At 60.8% G+C, this 18,814-nt stretch carries 12 protein-coding genes and 3 pseudogenes; 3 read left to right on the top strand and 12 right to left on the bottom strand.

What is annotated here, in order from left to right:
• Positions 1 to 326: 326 nt before the first annotated feature.
• From ACLD1Y_RS28035 to ACLD1Y_RS28025, 3 genes and pseudogenes are all read left to right on the top strand, one after another.
• Positions 327 to 1,385 (top strand): annotated as a pseudogene (locus ACLD1Y_RS28035) (methyl-accepting chemotaxis protein); the annotation flags it as partial.
• Positions 1,371 to 2,243, top strand: coding sequence for a methyl-accepting chemotaxis protein (locus ACLD1Y_RS28030; RefSeq protein WP_429480935.1), 873 nt, complete (start codon positions 1,371 to 1,373; stop codon positions 2,241 to 2,243). The pseudogene ACLD1Y_RS28035 and the gene ACLD1Y_RS28030, both read left to right, overlap by 15 nt.
• Before the next feature lie 106 nt (positions 2,244 to 2,349).
• Positions 2,350 to 4,132: pseudogene (locus ACLD1Y_RS28025) on the top strand (methyl-accepting chemotaxis protein); the annotation flags it as partial.
• 470 nt (positions 4,133 to 4,602) lie between these two features.
• On the opposite strand, the gene ACLD1Y_RS28020 reads toward ACLD1Y_RS28025, so the two are convergent.
• From ACLD1Y_RS28020 to hutI, 12 genes and pseudogenes are all read right to left on the bottom strand, one after another.
• Entirely contained in the window at positions 4,603 to 5,337 is a 735-nt protein-coding gene (locus tag ACLD1Y_RS28020) for an amino acid ABC transporter ATP-binding protein (protein WP_429480929.1), read from the bottom strand.
• On the bottom strand, positions 5,330 to 6,289 hold the full coding sequence (locus tag ACLD1Y_RS28015; RefSeq protein ID WP_429480928.1) for an amino acid ABC transporter permease: 960 nt from the start codon (positions 6,287 to 6,289) through the stop codon (positions 5,330 to 5,332). The genes ACLD1Y_RS28020 and ACLD1Y_RS28015 overlap by 8 nt, the downstream gene beginning before the upstream one ends.
• A 142-nt stretch (positions 6,290 to 6,431) precedes the next feature.
• On the bottom strand, positions 6,432 to 7,229 hold the full coding sequence (locus ACLD1Y_RS28010; protein ID WP_122485613.1) for a transporter substrate-binding domain-containing protein: 798 nt from the start codon (positions 7,227 to 7,229) through the stop codon (positions 6,432 to 6,434).
• Between the two features lie 219 nt (positions 7,230 to 7,448).
• The gene (locus ACLD1Y_RS28005; RefSeq protein WP_429480927.1) at positions 7,449 to 8,249 is read right to left on the bottom strand and encodes a transporter substrate-binding domain-containing protein; all 801 of its coding nucleotides are present in this window, start codon (positions 8,247 to 8,249) and stop codon (positions 7,449 to 7,451) included.
• A gap of 184 nt (positions 8,250 to 8,433) precedes the next feature.
• Positions 8,434 to 11,006: pseudogene (gene mdoH / locus ACLD1Y_RS28000) on the bottom strand (glucans biosynthesis glucosyltransferase MdoH); the annotation flags it as partial.
• Positions 10,999 to 12,678, bottom strand: a complete 1,680-nt coding sequence (locus ACLD1Y_RS27995; protein WP_429480934.1) for a glucan biosynthesis protein G — start codon at positions 12,676 to 12,678, stop codon at positions 10,999 to 11,001. The gene ACLD1Y_RS27995 and the pseudogene mdoH, both read right to left, overlap by 8 nt.
• Positions 12,679 to 13,002: 324 nt before the next feature.
• Positions 13,003 to 13,440: a D-aminoacyl-tRNA deacylase gene (gene dtd / locus ACLD1Y_RS27990; RefSeq protein WP_429480926.1), complete on the bottom strand. Its 438-nt coding sequence runs from the start codon at positions 13,438 to 13,440 to the stop codon at positions 13,003 to 13,005.
• Entirely contained in the window at positions 13,437 to 14,408 is a 972-nt protein-coding gene (pip, locus tag ACLD1Y_RS27985) for a prolyl aminopeptidase (protein ID WP_429480925.1), read from the bottom strand. The genes dtd and pip overlap by 4 nt, the downstream gene beginning before the upstream one ends.
• Before the next feature lie 103 nt (positions 14,409 to 14,511).
• Positions 14,512 to 15,441: an alpha/beta hydrolase gene (locus tag ACLD1Y_RS27980; protein ID WP_429480924.1), complete on the bottom strand. Its 930-nt coding sequence runs from the start codon at positions 15,439 to 15,441 to the stop codon at positions 14,512 to 14,514.
• Between the two features lie 157 nt (positions 15,442 to 15,598).
• Positions 15,599 to 16,534, bottom strand: a complete 936-nt coding sequence (locus ACLD1Y_RS27975; protein WP_429480923.1) for a choline ABC transporter substrate-binding protein — start codon at positions 16,532 to 16,534, stop codon at positions 15,599 to 15,601.
• Positions 16,535 to 16,731: 197 nt separating this feature from the next.
• Positions 16,732 to 17,532 carry an N-formylglutamate deformylase gene (hutG, locus tag ACLD1Y_RS27970; protein WP_429480922.1) on the bottom strand — a complete coding sequence of 267 codons (801 nt, stop codon included), beginning with the start codon at positions 17,530 to 17,532 and terminating at the stop codon, positions 16,732 to 16,734.
• Between the two features lie 11 nt (positions 17,533 to 17,543).
• Positions 17,544 to 18,749: an imidazolonepropionase gene (gene hutI / locus ACLD1Y_RS27965; RefSeq protein ID WP_429480921.1), complete on the bottom strand. Its 1,206-nt coding sequence runs from the start codon at positions 18,747 to 18,749 to the stop codon at positions 17,544 to 17,546.
• Between the last annotated feature and the right edge of the window lie 65 nt (positions 18,750 to 18,814).

The raw sequence follows: 18,814 nt of genomic DNA, 5'->3' as shown, positions 1-18,814 counted from the left end.
CGTCCTGCCGGGTTACCCACGGATTCAAGCCTGCGTTCGGCCAGCGTGGTTTAACGGGGCGCTTAGATCAAGATCAAAAGCCAAATCAAAAGCCAGAGCCAGAGCCAGAGCCAGAGCCAGAGCCAGAGCTTCGGGGTCGGTCAGGTTCAATCGTTGTGTAGATACCTATGGTCATCGCAGGCAAGCCAGCTCCAACATTTTGATCTGTGTCAGGTCGGGAAACTGAACACATCACACCCACATTTCACCCTCATTCCTACAGAAGACACCTACGCTGCCGATAAGCTCTGAATAAGTCCAAGCCTTGTTCCAGGGGAGTTCGCAGCATGTATCGTTGGTTAGCCGAAAAGCTGGGGAATGTCAGCGTCAAATCGAAGCTGGGCGTAGGTTTTGGCCTGGTACTGCTGCTCACACTGATGATCACCTTCACCGGCTGGACCGGCCTTAGCGGTGTGATCAGCCGGGGCGACAAGCTGGGTTTCATCTCCAGCGTCAACGAGCTGACCAAAGACTTGCGCCTGGCCCGCCTGGACTACGAAATGCGCCGTGGCGAACAAGGCCCGACGGCAGTCAATACCCTGCTGGTGCAATTGGAAAACGGCCTGAAAACCGCCGACGCCATGATCGACCAGCCCGACGATAACCGGCTGGTGGATGATCAACTGGTGGCCATCGACCAATACCGACGTGCATTCGAGGCCATGGTCCAGGCCGGTGCCAACCGTGAAAACGCGCGCAGCAAGCTGGGCGACACCGCTGACAACGCCGTAGTGAAGGTGGGTGAAGTCGAAAAATCCCTGCTGCAAGGTGACAGCGTTTCCCAGTTCAACAGCGTGGTCGACCTGAGCAAGCTGATCCAGCAAGCGCGCTTCCAGGTGCGCGGCTACACCTACAGCGGCAAGGTCGAGGCTGAACAGCCGGCCTTGGACGCCATCGATAACGCCCTGAAAAAAATCGCCGACCTCAACGGCCAATTGCCCGAGCAGTACGCCGCCAACCTGCAGCAGGCCAGCGTTTCGCTGCAAGCCTACCGCGCAGCCGTCAGCCAATACCGTGACTCCCAGTTGGCCAGCGCCGCCGCCATGAAGATCATGGCCGAGCAAGGCGACATTTTGCTCGACCGCAGTAAAAAATTGACCGCGTCTCAGACCGTGGTGCGTGACAATGACGCCGCCCAGGCCAAGCAACTGTTGCTGCTGGCCACCGTGCTAGCGCTGGTCTTCGGCCTGGTGGCCGCCTGGGCCATCACCCGCCAAATCATTATTCCGCTGAACCAGACGCTCCAGGTGGCCGAACGCGTCGCCTCCGGCGACCTGAGCCACAACCTCAACTCCACGCGCCAGGACGAGCTGGGCCAACTGCAACGCGCCATGCAAAGCATGAGCGTGGGCCTGCGCGAACTGATCGGCGGCATCAGCGACGGTGTCACCCAGATCGCCAGCGCTGCCGAGCAGTTGTCGGCGGTGACCGAGCAGACCAGCGCCGGTGTAAACAGCCAGAAAGTCGAGACCGACCAAGTGGCCACGGCCATGAACGAAATGGCCGCGACGGTACAGGAAGTGGCGCGCAATGCCGAGGAAGCTTCCGAAGCGGCCGTAGCCGCTGACCAGCAGGCCCGTGAAGGCGACAAGGTAGTAGGTGAAGCCATCGCGCAGATCGAGCGGCTGGCTACCGAAGTCGGCAACTCCACGGTGGCCATGGGCGACCTGAAGCGTGAAAGCGACAAAATCGGCAGCGTGCTCGACGTGATCAAATCCGTGGCCCAGCAAACCAACCTGCTGGCCCTCAACGCCGCCATCGAGGCGGCACGGGCGGGTGAAGCCGGGCGTGGCTTCGCGGTGGTGGCCGATGAAGTGCGCAGCCTGGCCCAGCGCACCCAGAAGTCCACCGAAGAGATCGAAGAACTGATCGTTGGCTTGCAAAACGGCACCCAGCAAGTGGCGACTATCATGGACAACAGCCGTGGCCTCACCGACAGCAGCGTCGAACTGACCCGCCGCGCCGGTGCCGCGCTGGGCAACATCACCCGCACGGTCTCGACGATCCAGGCCATGAACTCGCAGATCGCCACCGCCGCCGAGCAACAAAGCGCCGTGGCTGAGGAGATCAACCGCAGCGTGCTGAACGTGCGCGATGTGTCGGAACAGACCTCGTCGGCCAGTGAAGAGACCGCCGCGTCCAGTGCCGAGTTGGCGCGCCTGGGTATCTACCTGCAAACCTTGGTCGGACGTTTCCGCACCTGATCTGCAACTTGTGAAATTTCCTACGTAGTTATCAGCCCGGCATCACTCCAAATCGAATTAACGTTTCTTTTGTCACGAAACGCTTATTCAGATTTGGAGGTCAATCATGTCGCTTCGGCTGCCTCGCCTATTGGACAACGTCAGCGTGCGCCTCAAGCTCGCCCTGGGCTTTGGGCAAGTCCTGTTACTCAGCCTGGCCATCGCGGCCACAGGCTGGCAGGCCTTGAATGCCGCATTGTTTCGATCAAGCAACCTGACGGTGCTGGGGCAACTGGCGGTGACCGCCGAGGCCATGCGCGCCGACCGCATCGTGTATCGCACCCTGACAGACACTGTCAGCTTGGGCAAAGTCAGTCATCGGATCGAAAAAATCGAAGAAAACCTGACGTATCTTTCGACCCACCTCAGAGACCCGGCCGACCTGCAGCGTGTCGAGGACGGGAGGCGCCTGATCGAGGCGTTCAAGACGGCTATTGTGCAACTGCCGCCACTGATCGAGCAGCGGGAAAACAGCCGCAGGCCGATCAAAAAAGCCGTGCTCCAGAACAGCGACACCCTCGCCCAACTCGCCAGCGAACTGCCTGACCAGGACGATCAAAAAGCCCTGGATGCCATCGAGAACCTGCGCCATGCCATGGAACAAGCCAACGACCACACCCAGAGCCCTGCCTGGGCTGCGCAATCATTGGACGCCTACGGTGAGACGGTTAACAAGGCACTGGACGCCATGGCGCTGGCACAGGCGACCGTGAGCCAACTGCCGGTCGACTCCACCCTGCTCAAAACCGACCTTGCCAATTTCCGCGAACACCTGCTCAAACTCAAAGAAGCCCAACTGAACACGGAAACAGTACAAAACCGCTTTGAACAACAGCTCGACGAGTTACTGGAACACAGCGATATGCTTAGCCAAAGCCAGGCCGTCAAGCGCAGCAACGAGGCCAATCACACCCGCACGCTGCTGATTGGCGTCACCCTCGCGGCGCTGCTGCTGGGTACACTGGCGGCCTTTTGGATCGCCCGGCAGATCGCCGTCCCCCTGCGCGAAGCCCTGTCGGCCGCCAACCGTATCGCCAAGGGCGACTTGAGCCACGATATGCACGTAGAACGCCACGACGAACTGGGAAAATTACAGCAGAGCATCGGGCAAATGACCGGCAACCTGCGCAACCTGATCAGTGGTATCGGCGACAGCGCTCGGCAGATTGCCAGTGCGGCGACGCAGCTATCCAGCGTCACTGAACAGACCCGCGACGGGATCAATAGGCAAAAAGACGAAACCGATCAGGTGGCCACGGCCATGAACGAAATGCTCGCCACAGCCCAGGAAGTAGCGCGGCATGCCGAACAGGCTTCCGTGGCGGCCACCGAGGCGGACCGCCAGGCCGATGCCGGTGACAAGGTGGTCGGCCGGGCGATTGAGCAAATCGGCCAGTTGGCCAACGAGATGGCGCTTTCCAGCCAGGCCATGACGGCGCTGCAGCAAGAAAGCGAGCAGATCGGCAGCGTATTGGACGTGATCAAGTCGGTGTCCCAGCAAACCAACCTGCTGGCCTTGAACGCCGCCATCGAAGCGGCACGGGCCGGTAGCGCCGGCGAAGGCTTTGCCGTGGTGGCCGACGAGGTTCGCAGCCTGGCCCAACGTACCCAGGAGTCTGCCGAGGAAATCGAAGGCCTGATCCAGCGCCTGCACAACGGCACCCGGCAGGTGGCCGGCAGCTTGGACAGCAGTCGCAACCTGACCGACAACAGCGTCAGCCTAACCCGCGATGCCGGTGACGCACTGGCCGAGATCGCACGCACGGTGTCGATCATCCAGGAAATGAACCCACAGATCGCCGCCGCCGCCGAGGAGCAAAGCGCGGTGGCTGAGGAGATCAATCGCAGTGTGTTGAAGGTGCGCGATGTGTCCGAACAGACCGCCGCCGCCAGTGAGGAGACGGCGGCGGCGAGTGTTCAGTTGAACCGCCTGAGCCANCCACAGATCGCCGCCGCCGCCGAGGAGCAAAGCGCGGTGGCTGAGGAGATCAATCGCAGTGTGTTGAAGGTGCGCGATGTGTCCGAACAGACCGCCGCCGCCAGTGAGGAGACGGCGGCGGCGAGTGTTCAGTTGAACCGCCTGAGCCAGGACCTGCAAACCCTGGTGGGCAAATTCCGTCTGTGACGCTCACAAAGACTTTTTGGTGAGCCGGGCCGGCCCGTCAAGCGATCGGATAGCCTGTGGCGAGGGAGCTTGCTCCCGTTGGACTGCACAGCAGTCCCATTCTTTTATACAAAGAGCGGGGCCGCTTCGCGACCCAACGGGAGCAAGCTCCCTCGCCACAGGTACAGCCCCTGTCCTTAACTGACTCGCATGGCGTTACAGGACCTGCCGTAGGAAGGCCTGGGCACGGGGGTCTTTGGGCGAATCGAAGAACTCGGCCGGGGCCGCGTCTTCGAGTAGCTTGCCGTGATCGAAGAACAGCACCCGGTCGGCCACTTCGCGGGCAAAGCCCATTTCGTGGGTGACGCAAACCATGGTCATGCCTTCCAGGGCCAGGGTCTTCATCACGTCCAGCACTTCGCCGACCATTTCCGGGTCCAGCGCCGAGGTGGGCTCGTCGAACAGCATCACCTTGGGCTCCATCGCCAGGGCGCGGGCAATCGCCACCCGTTGCTGCTGGCCGCCGGAGAGGCGCGATGGAAACTCGTTGGCCTTTTGCGCAATGCCGACCTTTTCCAGCAGTGCCAGGGCCTTGGCTTCACGCTCCTTCTTACCGCGCTTGCGCACGACTTTTTGCGCCAGGCAGAGGTTTTCCAGCACGGTCATATGGGGAAACAGGTTGAAGTGCTGGAACACCATGCCGACTTCACGGCGGTAGGCGTTTACATCGGTTTTCGGGTCGGCCAGTTGCAGGCCGTCGATGCTCACAGAGCCCGAGTCAAACTCCTCCAGGCCGTTGAGGCAGCGCAGGAACGTGGACTTGCCCGAACCCGACGGGCCGATCACCACCAGGACCTCGCCCTTGGCCACCTGGGTGGTCACGTGGTCAACCGCGCGCACCACCTGGCCACGGGTATCGAAGACTTTTACCAGATCGCGGACTTCAATCACTTTGCGCGAGCCTCCGCTCAAGCCGGCTGGCCATTTTCGACAGCGGCAGGTTGATCAGCAGGTACAAGCCTGCCACACAGAACAGGATCTCGAACGGCGAGAACGAGGTGGTGATCACTTCGCGGCCGCTCTTGAGCAGCTCGGTGATTGCGATTACCGAGACCAGCGAAGTGTCTTTGACCAGGCTGATAAATTGCCCGGCCAACGGCGGCAGTACGCGTTTGAACGCCTGCGGCAGCACCACATGGCGCATCGATTGGCTGGCGCTCAGGCCCAGGGAGCGGGCGGCTTCGTTCTGGCCACGGGTGATCGACTGCACGCCAGCGCGCACGATCTCTGCCACGTAAGCGCCAGTGAACAGCGACAGCGCAGCGATCCCGGCAAACTCCCGGGACAGGTTGAGCACCGTGCCGATAAAGAAATAGAAAATGAAGATCTGTACCAACAGCGGCGTACCGCGCACCAGCTCGACGTAGATCGTCGACAGATCCCGCAGCGTCGGGTTGCTGGACAAGCGGCACAAGCCGGTCGCCAGCCCGATCACCAGGCCCAGGATGCCAGATACCACCGACAACCACAGCGTGGTCCACAAGCCCCACATCAACGGCCCCAGTGCCCATTGCCGAGTCACGCCTACCACATCGCCTTCAGCCACATCGTCGCCACGGGCCACTTGCAGGCTGTTGTCGGCCACGGTGAGCTTTTGCTCGACACCCGCATCGTTGCGCAGGGTCACTTCGGCCACATCGCCTTTGCGCACCAGCTCGACCACGGTGGAGATATCCGCCGCACGCTGGGACGTTTCAGCCTGATAGGCGAAGTACTGCGGCACACGGTTCCAGCGCCACTCGTAGGACATCAGCGAGGTGGCGTAGTACAAGGCGCCGGCCAGGCCAACCAGCACGACTACGGTCAGCAGGTGCCAGGGCCATTGGGCTTTTTTCTGTTTCATTTCAAATTCCGCGATTTGTGTTGCTTGTCAGGCCGTCTTCGCGAGCAAGCCCGCTCCCACACTTGAACGAGTTCCAACATGAAAATGCGGTCAAAATGTGGGAGCGGGCTTGCTCGCGAAGGGCGCGACTCGGTCTAAACCTTTATTCCATGTCCTTGAGCCACTCAGAGCTCTTGAACCACTTGTCATGGATGCGATCGTAGGTGCCGTCGTTACGAATCTGGTGCAGGAAGTTGTTGATGAAGTTGATGCTGTCGTAATCGCCTTTTTTCAGGCCAAACGCCAGGGGCTCGAAGGTGAAGGGTTCGTCGAGGAACACCAACTTGCCGTTGCCGACTTTCTTCTCGGCGACCACGTTGTACGGTGCGTCATACACGAAGGCATCGGCCTTGCCGTTGACCACGTCCAGCACGCCTTCCTGTTCGTTGTCGTAGCCGTGGTACTTGGCTTTGGAAATGAGTTTCTTGGCGACCATCTCACCGGTGGTGCCCAGCTTGGAGGTCAGGCGGTACTTCTCGTCGTTCAGGTCTTTGTAGGACTTGATGGTGCCTTCCAGGTCCTTGCGGATCAGCAAGGTCTGGCCGACCACAATGAAGGGTTCGCTGAAGTTCAGACGCAGGTTGCGTTCCTGGGTCAGGGTCATGCCGCTGCCGATCATGTCGAACTTGCCAGTGAGGAAGGCCGGGATGATGCCGTCGTAACCGGTGGACACCAGCTCCAGCTTGACGCCCATGGACTTGGCCATGGCCTTGAGGATGTCGACTTCAAAGCCGATGATTTCGCCGCGTTTGTCTGTCATTTCGAACGGCATGTAGGTCGGGTCCATGCCGACTTTGAGTGTGCCGCGCTTGACCGCATCATCGATGGCACCGGCCTGGGCCGCATTGGCCGCGACCAGCGCGGTGACGCCTAGCAGCAGCATCGAAAGATACTTTTTCATCATCAAGTCCCCTGAACGATTCTTATGAGGTCGGCGCGCAAAAGGGCTGCACCATTTCGGGGTGCGATCCTAACCCACTCGTCTCTTGTCACAAAGGTTTCACGGGTATTTGTTGTCGGCGTATGTCGGAAAAGCCCCACAGCGGTGCAGCAAAGCGCAGCAGTAGACACGTGCGCGGGCCAGGACGGCGATTGACGGATGTGTAAGCAGTTATGAATTTCAGTCCACCTCCGCCATCCAGGCGGTGTCCTTGAACCACTTGTCGTACAGCCGATCATAGGTGCCGTCCTGGGCGACCTGGTTGAGGAAGTGGTTGATCCAGTTAAGGCTGTCGTAATCACCTTTTTTCAGGCCGAACGCCAGGGGCTCAAAGGTGAAGGGCTGTTCGAGCGCCAGCAGCGCGCTATTTTCTGGGCGGCTTGCGGCAATCAGGTTGAAGGGCGCGTCATGGATAAACGCATCGACCTTGCCCGCAGCCACCTGGCGCAACCCCTCCTCCGGCGTGGCGAAACTGCTCAGCCGGGCGGCCCCTAGAAATCGCTTGGCTGCGGCCTGCCCAGTCGTGCCTTCGATGGTGGCAACCTTGTAACCTGCGTTGTCCAGATCTTCGATACTGGCGACCGTGCCGGCCAGGCGAGGGTGCAGCAGTGCAGTCTGGCCGACCACGATAAAGGAGTCGCTGAAATTCAGCTTGAGATTGCGCTCCTGTGTGACCGTCATGCCACTGCCGATCAAGTCGAACTTATCCGCCTTCAATCCCGACAGCAATTCGGTATAAGGCACGGCAACCAATTCCAGTTCGACACCCAGCGCGCGGCTCATGGCCCGTAGCAAATCGACCTCAAAACCGACGATGCGGCCCTGTTTATCCGTCATTTCAAACGGCACGTAAGTCGGCGTGGTACCCACTTTGAGCACCCCGCGCCGTACGGCATCGTCAACGGCGCCCGCGTAGGCCGACGCGCCCCACAGCCATGCCGCAGCGCCAAACAACAATGCCGACCAATACTTTTTGATCATGAGTGCCCCCGTGGCGAGTCAGATGTGGGGGGCGATGCTAACCCAGCCGCAGGCACGGAAAAACGTCTCGAACAAAGGTCTTTTGTTTCGAAATAACAATAAGTTAAGTCTGATGGGAAGGGGCAGAAAACGCTGTAGGACCAGCGTTCGAAACGCCCCCGAGGAGAACCCTCGGGGGCATCTGAATCAGGCCGGTTGGGCCTGGGACGACAACGGTTGCAGCGGCAGCAAAGGCGCGTGTGGATCGGACTTGATCGAGTCACGCCAAGCCGCGAGCCACTCGGCATGCCCTTCGCTCCAGACCTGCTCGTGCAGGCGGGCCAGGGCCACCGGGTCACTGAGCAAAGCCACGCGTTCGTTGTTGTTGAGACCGGCAGGGCCGACCTTCAAGGCATGGCGAACGCGTTCCACACGCAGGTACTCGATCGGCTCGGCCTCACGGTGACGCGAGGTCGCCAGTGCACAGGCCAGGGCGTTCTGCTGCGGGTCGACCACCGCCCGCACAAAGCCGTCGTTCAGTGCATGCCAACGGTTTTCGTGGGTGTACTTCTCGGTGGACAGCAATGCTTGCGGCGGATTGTATTCCTCAGGGATCAGGAACAGTTTCTCGTCACGGGACTTGAGGCCCAGCTTGACCCGGCTTGAGATCACCGAAACGGGGATCGACAACATCAGCGAACCGACGATCGGCACCAGCCACCACAGGAAGCTTGGGTTCAACCACACCACCAGCAGCGCCCACAGGAAGCCCAGCAGGGTTTGCGGGCCGTGGCGCTTGACCGCTTCGCTCCATGGGGTGGAGTCGTCGTCGCGCTGCGGCGAGTTCCAGGTCGCGGCCCAGCCGAGGAACGCGGCCAGTACGAAACGGGTGTGGAAGATCATCCGCACCGGCGCCAGCAGCATGGAGAACAGCATCTCCAGCAGCATCGACAAGGTCACCTTGAACTTGCCACCGAACTCTTTCGCGCCCTTGGCCCAGATCAGGATGATGCTCAGCAGCTTAGGCAGGAACAGCAACACGATGGTGGTGGAGAACAGCGCCACCGCCTTGTCCGGGTGCCATTGCGGCCACAGCGGGTACAACTGGCGCGGGGCCATGAAGTACTGCGGTTCCATCAGGGTATTCACCGCCAGCAAGGCCGTGGACAACACCAGGAACAGGAACCACAACGGCGCCGACAAGTAGGACATCACGCCGGTCAGGAACACCGCACGGTGCACCGGGTGCATGCCTTTTACCAGGAACAGGCGGAAGTTCATCAGGTTACCGTGGCACCAGCGACGGTCACGCTTGAGTTCGTCCAAAAGGTTCGGCGGCAGTTCTTCGTAGCTGCCCGGCAGGTCGTAGGCAATCCACACGCCCCAGCCGGCACGGCGCATCAGCGCGGCTTCAACGAAGTCGTGGGAGAGAATCGCACCGGCGAACGCGCCTTTGCCTGGCAATGGCGCCAGGGCGCAGTGCTCGATAAACGGCTTCATGCGGATGATTGCGTTGTGACCCCAGTAGTGGGATTCACCCAGCTGCCAGAAGTGCAGACCGGCAGTAAACAGCGGGCCGTACACACGAGTGGCGAACTGCTGCATGCGCGCATACAGGGTGTCCATGCCCGACGCACGCGGCGCGGTCTGGATAATCCCGGCATCCGGCGTGGCTTCCATCAGACGCACCAAGCTGGTTAGGCATTCGCCGCTCATCACGCTGTCGGCGTCGAGCACCACCATGTACTTGTAGTCACCGCCCCAGCGACGGCAGAAGTCGTCGAGGTTGCCGCTCTTACGCTTTACGCGACGGCGACGGCGGCGGTAGAAGATCTTGCCGAAACCGCCAGCTTCGCGGCACACGTCGAGCCAGGCTTGCTGTTCGGCGATGCAGATGTCGGCGTCATTACTGTCGCTGAGTACGAAGAAGTCGAAGCGGTCCAGGTCACCGGTGGCGGCCACCGATTCGAAGGTCGCGCGCAGGCCGGCGAATACCCGGGGCACGTCTTCGTTGCAGATCGGCATCACCAGCGCGGTGCGGGCGTCTTTGGGAATCGGCTCGTCACCGGCACTTTTACCGGAGATACGGTATTTATCGTGACCGGTCAGCAGTTCCAGGAAGCCCATCAACGCGGTCCAGAACCCCGCCGAAACCCAGCAGAACAAGATCCCGAACATGATCAGGATGCTGGTTTGCAGGGCGTAAGGCAGTACCTGGGTGGCGGTTTGCAGCAGGGTCTGGTTGCGGATCTCGTCGAAGTCCACCAGCGACCAGCCTTGGTACGGCATGATGCCTTTCATGTACCAGCCAGCGACGATGGTCTGGCCGAGCATCAGCACCAACAGGATGTAGCGGCGGATCGAACCCACGGTACGCCAGCGCGCAGCCGGCAGTACGCGTTCGTCTTTCGGCGGTTTTGGCGGATTGGTGCGACCGGTCATCCGGCGCCAGCCGCGCACCAGGATGTTGGTGCGCCAAGGCTCAGGCACCACCTTGGTACGGCGAATCGGTGGCGTGGCCTTGAGGCACACGCGACCGCTGGCGTCGAGCGCCAGCATTTCGGCGTCTTGCAGCTCTTCGGCGGTGCTCAGGCTCAAGCGGCGGCCAACCGACGCTTGGGCAGCGTCGGTGGGTGCGTCAAAGGTCTTGGACGACAGACGTTCGTGCAATTCGGTGAAAGATGTGCAGCCCGCCAGTTCGGCGCGCTGCTCAGCACTCATCGGTAGATGCGCCAGGTACTCGGACAGAGTTTCTGGCTGGACTTGAGAATTACTCATCGGCAGGCAACTGATAGCTCCAGGTTTCGGTCAGGACTTTTTCGGTCTTTTCCGGCTCCGGCGTGGCTGGGGCAGCTTCTGGCTGCTTGGCTTCCTTGTCTTTCGCGTCTTTCTTGGCCTGCTTCTCGTGTTGCTTGGCCAGTACTTTGTCGGCCTTGAGCACTTGGGTCGAAACCTTCTCAGGCTCTGCCTTCACGATGTCCTGGACCAGGGCCGCACGCATTTCGGTCGGCTTGCCTGCGTCCTTGATCTTCATGCGCAGGGTCAAGCGCCAGCCTTTGGTGTGCTCGTTGTAACGCACGCTGTTTTCAACCAGTTCGGCGTTTTCGCCGACACTGACTTGGCTGCGCACCGGGGCATCCGAAGGCAAGGCCTTGAGGGACGGGCCCTCGAAATCCACCAAGTAAGCCACGCTGCCGTCTGGCTGGCGGATCAGGTTGGACTGCTTCACGTCACCGGTAGAACGCAGGGTCTGCTTGACCCAGGCACTATCAGCCGGGTGCAGGGATTTTTCGTCCATGGTCCAGTGCAGACGATAGGCGACATCCAGTGGCTTGCCGACTTCCGGCAGCTCTGCGGGGCTCCAGAAGGCAACGATGTTGTCGTTGGTTTCGTCGGCGGTCGGGATCTCTACCAGGTTGACGGTGCCTTTGCCCCAGTCGCCCTCAGGCTCGATCCAGGCGCTTGGGCGCTTGTCGTAGTTGTCGTCCAGATCTTCGTAGTGGCTAAAGTCGCGGCCACGTTGCAGCAGGCCGAAACCACGCGGGTTTTCTACCGAGAAGTTGCTGACCGACAGGTGTTTAGGGTTGTTCAGCGGGCGCCAGATCCACTCGCCATTGCCGGCATGGATCGACAGGCCGCTGGAGTCGTGCAGCTCACGGCGATAGTTCAGCACTTTGGAAGGCTGGTTGGCGCCAAACAGGTACATGCTGGTCAGCGGGGCAACGCCCAGCTTGCTGACTTTGTCACGCAGGTACATCTGGGATTTGACGTCGACAATGGTGTCGGTGCCAGGGCGCAGGGTCAGGCGGTAGGCGCCGGTGGCGCGCGGCGAATCCAGCAGGGCAAAGATCACCAGTTGTTTCTCACCCGGCTTTGGACGCTCGATCCAGAACTCGGTGAAACGTGGGAACTCCTCGCCGGACGGCAATGCCGTGTCGATCGCCATGCCACGGGCGGACAGGCCATAGGACTGGCCTTTGCCGACGACGCGGAAATAGCTGGCGCCAAGCATGGTCATGATTTCGTCTTGCTTGTCGGCCTTGTTGATCGGGTACAGCACACGGAAACCGGCATAACCCAGCTGTTCGGTGGCTTTAGGATCAAATTTCACGTCGCCAAAATCAAAACGAGTCGGGTCGTACTTGATCTCGTTGACGCTGTTGGCGGTGACTTCGTTGATTTTCACCGGTGTATCGAAGTGCATACCCTGGTGATAGAAGGACAGCTTGAACGGCGTGTCCTGGTCAGCCCACTCGGCTTTTTCGGTGCGGAAACGAATCTTCTGGTAGTCACCAAACTTCATTTCGCGGAATTCGTTCGGCAGATTGCTGCGCGGAGCTTCGTATTTCTGCCCGGCCAGCTCTTTTGCCTTGGCCGACACATCATCCAGACTGAATGCCCACAGTTGACCCGCGCCGAACAGGCAAAACAGGGCGGAGCCCGTCACCAGTACGTTTCGTAACCGTTTGGCAGACAATTTTGGTGCATTACAGGGACTAACAATCACGAGCAACCCTCGCCGAAAACAGATCAAAAAACCAACGGCCAGCTATCTATATGCCAGGTTGGCGAGCATTGTTCCGACTCCTCCGGGTCAAAATGATTCCCCTGAGGCTATCGGACAAGTCTCTACCTAAGTCAAAAATGGACCAAACAACGCTGATCCCCGTAGCGCGCGATTATCTAGTAGCCCGCGAGACAACGCATCAGGGGCAGCGAAGTATTTGTAGCGAAATCCTGCGTTTTTAGGCATTAAAAGTCGTTTTTAATACATTCACGTCTGCAAGAGGAAGGTCACAGGGCCATCATTGACCAAATGCACCTGCATGTCAGCGCCAAAACGTCCGGACGCCACCTTGCCATGCAATTGTTGCGCTTGTAACAACAGATGGTCGAAAAGCGCCGCTCCCAAGGCCGGCGGGGCTGCAGTGGTAAAGCTTGGCCGCAGCCCGCTCTTGGTGTCCGCCGCCAAGGTGAACTGCGACACCAGCAACAAACCGCCCTCCACGTCTTTGAGGGACAGGTTCATCTTGCCCTCGTCGTCGCTGAACACCCGGTAGTTAAGCAGCTTGTGCAGCAGTTTGTCGGCGCTTTGTGGGGTGTCCGAAGGTTCGACGGCCACCAGCACCAGCAAACCCTGGTCAATCGCCCCGACAATTTCACCCTCTACCTCGACCCGGGCGCCTCGCACCCGTTGCAACAGGCCCTTCATGCTTCTTCGGGTGGCAAGTCGAGCAAGCGACGGGCCATTTGGCTGGTCGCACGCACCAAGGCATCGGTGATGCCGGGCTCGGACGCCGCATGGCCGGCTTCGCGAATCACCTGCAGTTCACTGTTGGGCCAGGCCTGGTGCAACTCCCAGGCGTTATCCAACGGGCAGATCATATCGTAGCGCCCGTGGATGATTACGCCAGGCAGGTGGGCGATCTTGTGCATGTCGCGAATCAGTTGGTTGGGTTCCAGGAACGAGTTGTTGGTGAAGTAGTGGCACTCGATCCGCGCAATCGACAGCGCGCGCTGTGGCTCGGAAAACCGCTCCACATGCTGCGGGCTCGGGCACAGGCCCAGCATGCGCCCTTCCCAGCCGGACCAGGCCTTGGCCGCGTGCATTTGGGCGATCTGGTCGTTACCGGTGAGGCGCTTGTGGTAGGCCGCGATCATGTCGTGGCGCTCATCAACGGGGATCGGCGCGAGGTAGTCCTGCCAGTAATCCGGGAACAGGCGGCTGGCGCCAGCTTGGTAGAACCATTCGATGTCCTGGGGACGCGCCAGGAAGATGCCGCGCACGATCAGGCCATGCACGCGCTCAGGGTGGGTTTGTGCGTAGGCCAAAGCCAGGGTGGACCCCCAGGAACCGCCGAACAGCACCCATTTGTCGATGCCCAGGTGCTCACGGATACGCTCAAGGTCGGCGACCAGATCCCAGGTGGTGTTGTTCTCAAGGCTGGCGCGGGGTGTGGAGCGGCCGCAACCACGCTGGTCGAAAGTAACAATGCGGTACAAGTTGGGGTCGAAATAGCAGCGGCTCTGGGCGTCGCAACCGGCGCCAGGGCCACCATGGATGAATACGACGGGCAAGCCTTCGGGGGAGCCACTTTCATCGACGTACAGGGTATGGGTGTCATCGACGGCCAGATCGTGCCGGGCGTAGGGTTTGATCTGCGGGTACCAAGTCTGCATTGCGCGCTCCGTAGGGGGTCGAGTTCATCCCTGGGGGGACGTCTATTATTTTGCCGTCTGGCACTATAAACCCGAATTGTGCAATGAGCATGTCCTTGAGCGCTTAGACCTGTGTCAGCCCTTCGCTCCTCAGGTAATTGAGCAGGTCGTCGTAGAGCCGGTCTACCTCCAGCACCTGGTGCCGCGCCCGCAGGCAGCCGTGGACCAGGCCCTTGCCTGAGCAGAGCTGCGTGGCCACACCTGCTGCTTGAAGGCGTTCGGCGTAGAGCCTGCCGTCATCGCGCAGCGGGTCGAACTGGGCCACGGCGATAAAGGCCTTGGGCAAGCCGCTGAAATCGCTGGCCAGCAGCGGCATGGCATAGGGCGATGGTTGTTCGGTGCCGTTCACATACAGCGCCAAGTAGTCGTCGATGTCGGCGCGGCTGAGCAGTGGCGCGTCACTGCAATCATGTCGTGACGGCAGGTCAGCAGGGCCACCCAGGCCTGGGTAAATTAGCACCTGGGCGTTGGGCAGCGGTTGCCCGCCATCACGCAAGCCCAGGCACAACGCCGCCGCCAGGTTGCCACCTGCGCTGTCGCCCATTACCACCAGACGATGCAGGTTGATGGGATGCGGCCCCTGCCCCGCCTGGATCGCCTGCCATACGCTGCGGCAATCGTCGTACGCCGCCGGGAACGGGTGTTCAGGCGCCAGGCGATAATCGATGGCGATCACCAGCACCTGTAACGCACTGGCTAATTCAAAGCAGATGAAGTCGTGGGAATCCAGCCCGCCAACGACCCAACCGCCGCCGTGCATATATAGAAGGCAGGGCCAGCCGTTGGAAGGGATTGGTGATTCTGGCAGGTAACTGCGTACGCCGATGCCGCCCAGGCAAAGGTCTTCGACGTGCAGCCCTGGTGGCGGTGGTGGGCCGAATGCCTGGCACATGCGGTCGTAGTTCTGGCGTAGGCCGGCCAGGGAGGTGTCGGTGCTGGTGAAGGATTCGGTTTTGGCGACGAAGACGGCTAGCTGTGCAGAAATCGGATACATACGCGAATATCCTGAACGCTGAAAATCCAAAAATGTGGGAGCGGGCTTGCTCGCGAATACGGTGTGTCAGTAAGCGCATCTTTGACTGACCCACCGCATTCGCGAGCAAGCCCGCTCCCACATTTGTCCGGTGTTGTTTGGGCTGGCGAGCAAGGGCTCAAGGTTTGAGGCTGGCCTGCACAGCCGCTACACCATCCTCGCCATCAAACGCCGTGACCCCGGCCAGCCAGCGCTGCAAATCCTCGGGATGATCGCGCAACCATTGCCTGGCCACTTCCTGGGGCGATTGGCGTTCCATGATCGGCACCATCAGTTGGCTTTCCTGGGCGGCGGTGAAGGTGAGGTTTGCCAGCAGACGATTGGCATTCGGACAACGCTCGGCGAAATCCGGCGCGGTGACGGTGGACACGGTGGCGCGGCCTTCGTTGGGGCCGAACACATCTTCGCTGCCAGTGAGGTAGGTCATTTTCATATTGATGTTCATCGGGTGCGGGGTCCAACCGACAAACACCACGAACTCCTTGCGGTTCACCGCACGCTGCACCGCCGCCAGCATGCCCGCCTCGCCGGAGGCCACGAGTTTGAAACCGCCGAGGCCGAAGTGGTTGGTGTCGATCATCTTTTGGATATCGGTATTGGCACCGCTACCGGGCTCGATGCCATAGAGCTTGCCGCCCAGCTTGTCTTTGAAGCGAGCAATATCAGCAAAGCGCTTCAAGCCTGCATCGGCCACGTATTGCGGCACGGCCAGCGTCGCCTGGGCATCGGCGAGGCTGGGCTTATCCAAGACCTTGACCTGCCCGGCCGCCAAGAACGGTGCGATGTTGGTGTCCATCGCCGGCTTCCAGTAGCCGAGGAAGATATCCAGGCGCTTGTCGCGGATGCCGGCAAAGATGATCTGCTGGACGGCGCTGGTCTGTTTGCTGTCGTAGCCCAAGCCGTTGAACAGCACATCGGCCATGCCGGAGGTGGCGATGACGTCAGTCCAACTGACCACGCCCATGCGGATGCTTTTGCAGGAGGCCGGTTCGGCGGCCATGGCTTGTGCACTGAGCAGTGCGACGCCGATGAGGGGCAACAACAGTTTTTTCATGGGTGTGGGCTCACTCGGCTGTTTTTATTTCACAACCTTACGCAGTGAGGTGGGGGGTGACACGAACTGTGGCGACGGGCAGTTGCACTGGGGCGACTGTGAGGGCCTCATCGCAGGCAAGCCAGCTCCCACAGTGACCGAGTTCCAGCATGAGAATGCGGTCGAACGTGGGAGCTGGCTTGCCTGCGATAGCGGTTTCAGCCGTAACGCTTTTGCCCCCAGGCTAAAAACGCTTCCAGCAGTTGCTTGAGCACCAACTGTGTCGGCCCTGCCAAATCCGGCCGATAGCGGAACGGCTCGACCTCTTCCATATAAGTGCTCTGGCACAACTCCAGCTGCACCGCATGAATGTCTTGGGCCGGGTTGCCGTAGTGCCGGGTGATATGCCCGCCTTTGAAGCGCCCGTTTAGCACATGGGTGTACTGCGGATGCTCGGCGCAGATGGCTTCCAGCTGGCGGGCCAGCTCAGGATCACACGCGGCGCCGTTGAAGGTGCCTAGGTTGAAGTCCGGCAGCTTGCCGTCAAACAGATGCGGGATGACCGAACGAATCGAATGCGCATCGAATAACAGCGCATAGCCAAACTCAGCCTTGAGCCGCGCCAGCTCTTCTTGCAGGGTCCGATGGTACGGGCCCCAGATTTTCTGCAGGTAACCGGCGCGTTCTGTCTCGCTCGGCGCCTGCCCCTCGATAAACAGCGGTACGCCGTCGAACAACGTTGCCGGGTACAGGCCGGTGGTAGCACCGGCGTACAACGGTTTGTCATCGGACGGGCGGTTCAGGTCGATCACAAAACGCGAATACTCCGCCGCCAGGGTGCTGGCCCCCAGCTCTTCGGCGAAGTCATACAGCGTGGGGATGTGCCAGTCGGTGTCCGGCAGGCTTTGGGCCTCGGGGATCAGCCCCGCCTGCACGGTGGGCGTCAGGCGCAGGCCGGCGTGGGGCATGCTGATCAGCAGCGGTACACGGCCTTGTTTGAACGTCAGAACCTTATCCACAGCAGTGCTCCTTATACACAGACGTCGACGCCATGGCGTACGACGCGTTTATCCAACTCACCCCCCAGCCAGTAGGCCAGGTCGGCGGGACGATCAATCTGCCAGGCGACAAAATCGGCGACCTTGCCCACTTCCAGCGAGCCATGGGTGTGGCCCATGCCCAGCGCGGTCGCCGCATGTTGGGTAGCGCCGGCCAGAGCTTCTTCCGGGGTCATGCGGAACAAGGTGCAGGCCATGTTCAACATCAGGCGCACCGACAACGCTGGCGAGGTACCGGGGTTTAGGTCGCTGGCGATGGCGATCTTCACGCTGTGCTTGCGCAGGGCGTCCATCGGCGGCAATTGGGTTTCACGCAAAAAGTAGAACGCCCCCGGCAGCAACACGGCGACCGTGCCCGAGGCGGCCATGGCGATGGCGTCTTCTTCGGTCATGAACTCCAGATGGTCCGCCGACAACGCCTGATACCGCGCCGCCAGGCTGGAGCCGTGCAGCGACGAGAGTTGTTCGGCGTGCAGCTTCACCGGCAACCCCAATTGCTGGGCGACCTTGAACACGCGCTCCACCTGCTCGGTAGAGAACGCCAGGTATTCGCAGAATGCATCCACCGCGTCCACCAGCCCTTCGGCCGCCAGGGCAGGCAGCATCTCGGTGCAGATATGCTCGATGTAGTCGTCAGCGCGGTCCTTGTACTCCGGCGGCAAGGCATGGGCCGCGAGGCAAGTGGCGCGCACGCTCACCGGCAGCGCTTCGCCGAGGCGACGGGCCACGCGCAGCATCTTGCGTTCGTTGGCCAGGTCCAGGCCGTAGCCGGACTTGATCTCTACGGTAGTCACGCCGTCGCGCAGCAAACTGCGCAGGCGTTTATGGGCGCTTGCGAACAGTTCATCTTCACTGGCGGCGCGGGTGGCGCGCACGGTGCTGGCAATACCGCCGCCCTGGGCGGCGATCTCGGCGTAGCTCACGCCTTGCAGGCGCTGCTCGAATTCGCCACTGCGATTGCCACCAAACACGGTGTGGGTGTGGCAGTCGATCAGGCCAGGGGTGACCCACGCGCCTTGCAGGTCATGCACCTGGGTGTAGTCCGCCGTAGGGGCTTGGCTGCGCGGGCCGATCCACTCGATGAGCGAACCTGCGGTAACCAAAGCGGCATCCTCGATGATCGAGTAGGTGCCACCCGCCATGGTTGCAACGTGGCAGTTTTGCCAAAGGGTCTTCATCAACGCCTCCGTTAGTGATGATTAGCCCCTGTAGGAGCGAGCTTGCTCGCGAAGAACGTCAACGA

Source organism: Pseudomonas sp. 18175 (assembly GCF_050432925.1).
Classification (GTDB): domain Bacteria; phylum Pseudomonadota; class Gammaproteobacteria; order Pseudomonadales; family Pseudomonadaceae; genus Aquipseudomonas.
This window is presented reverse-complemented; position numbering and strand designations above follow the sequence as displayed.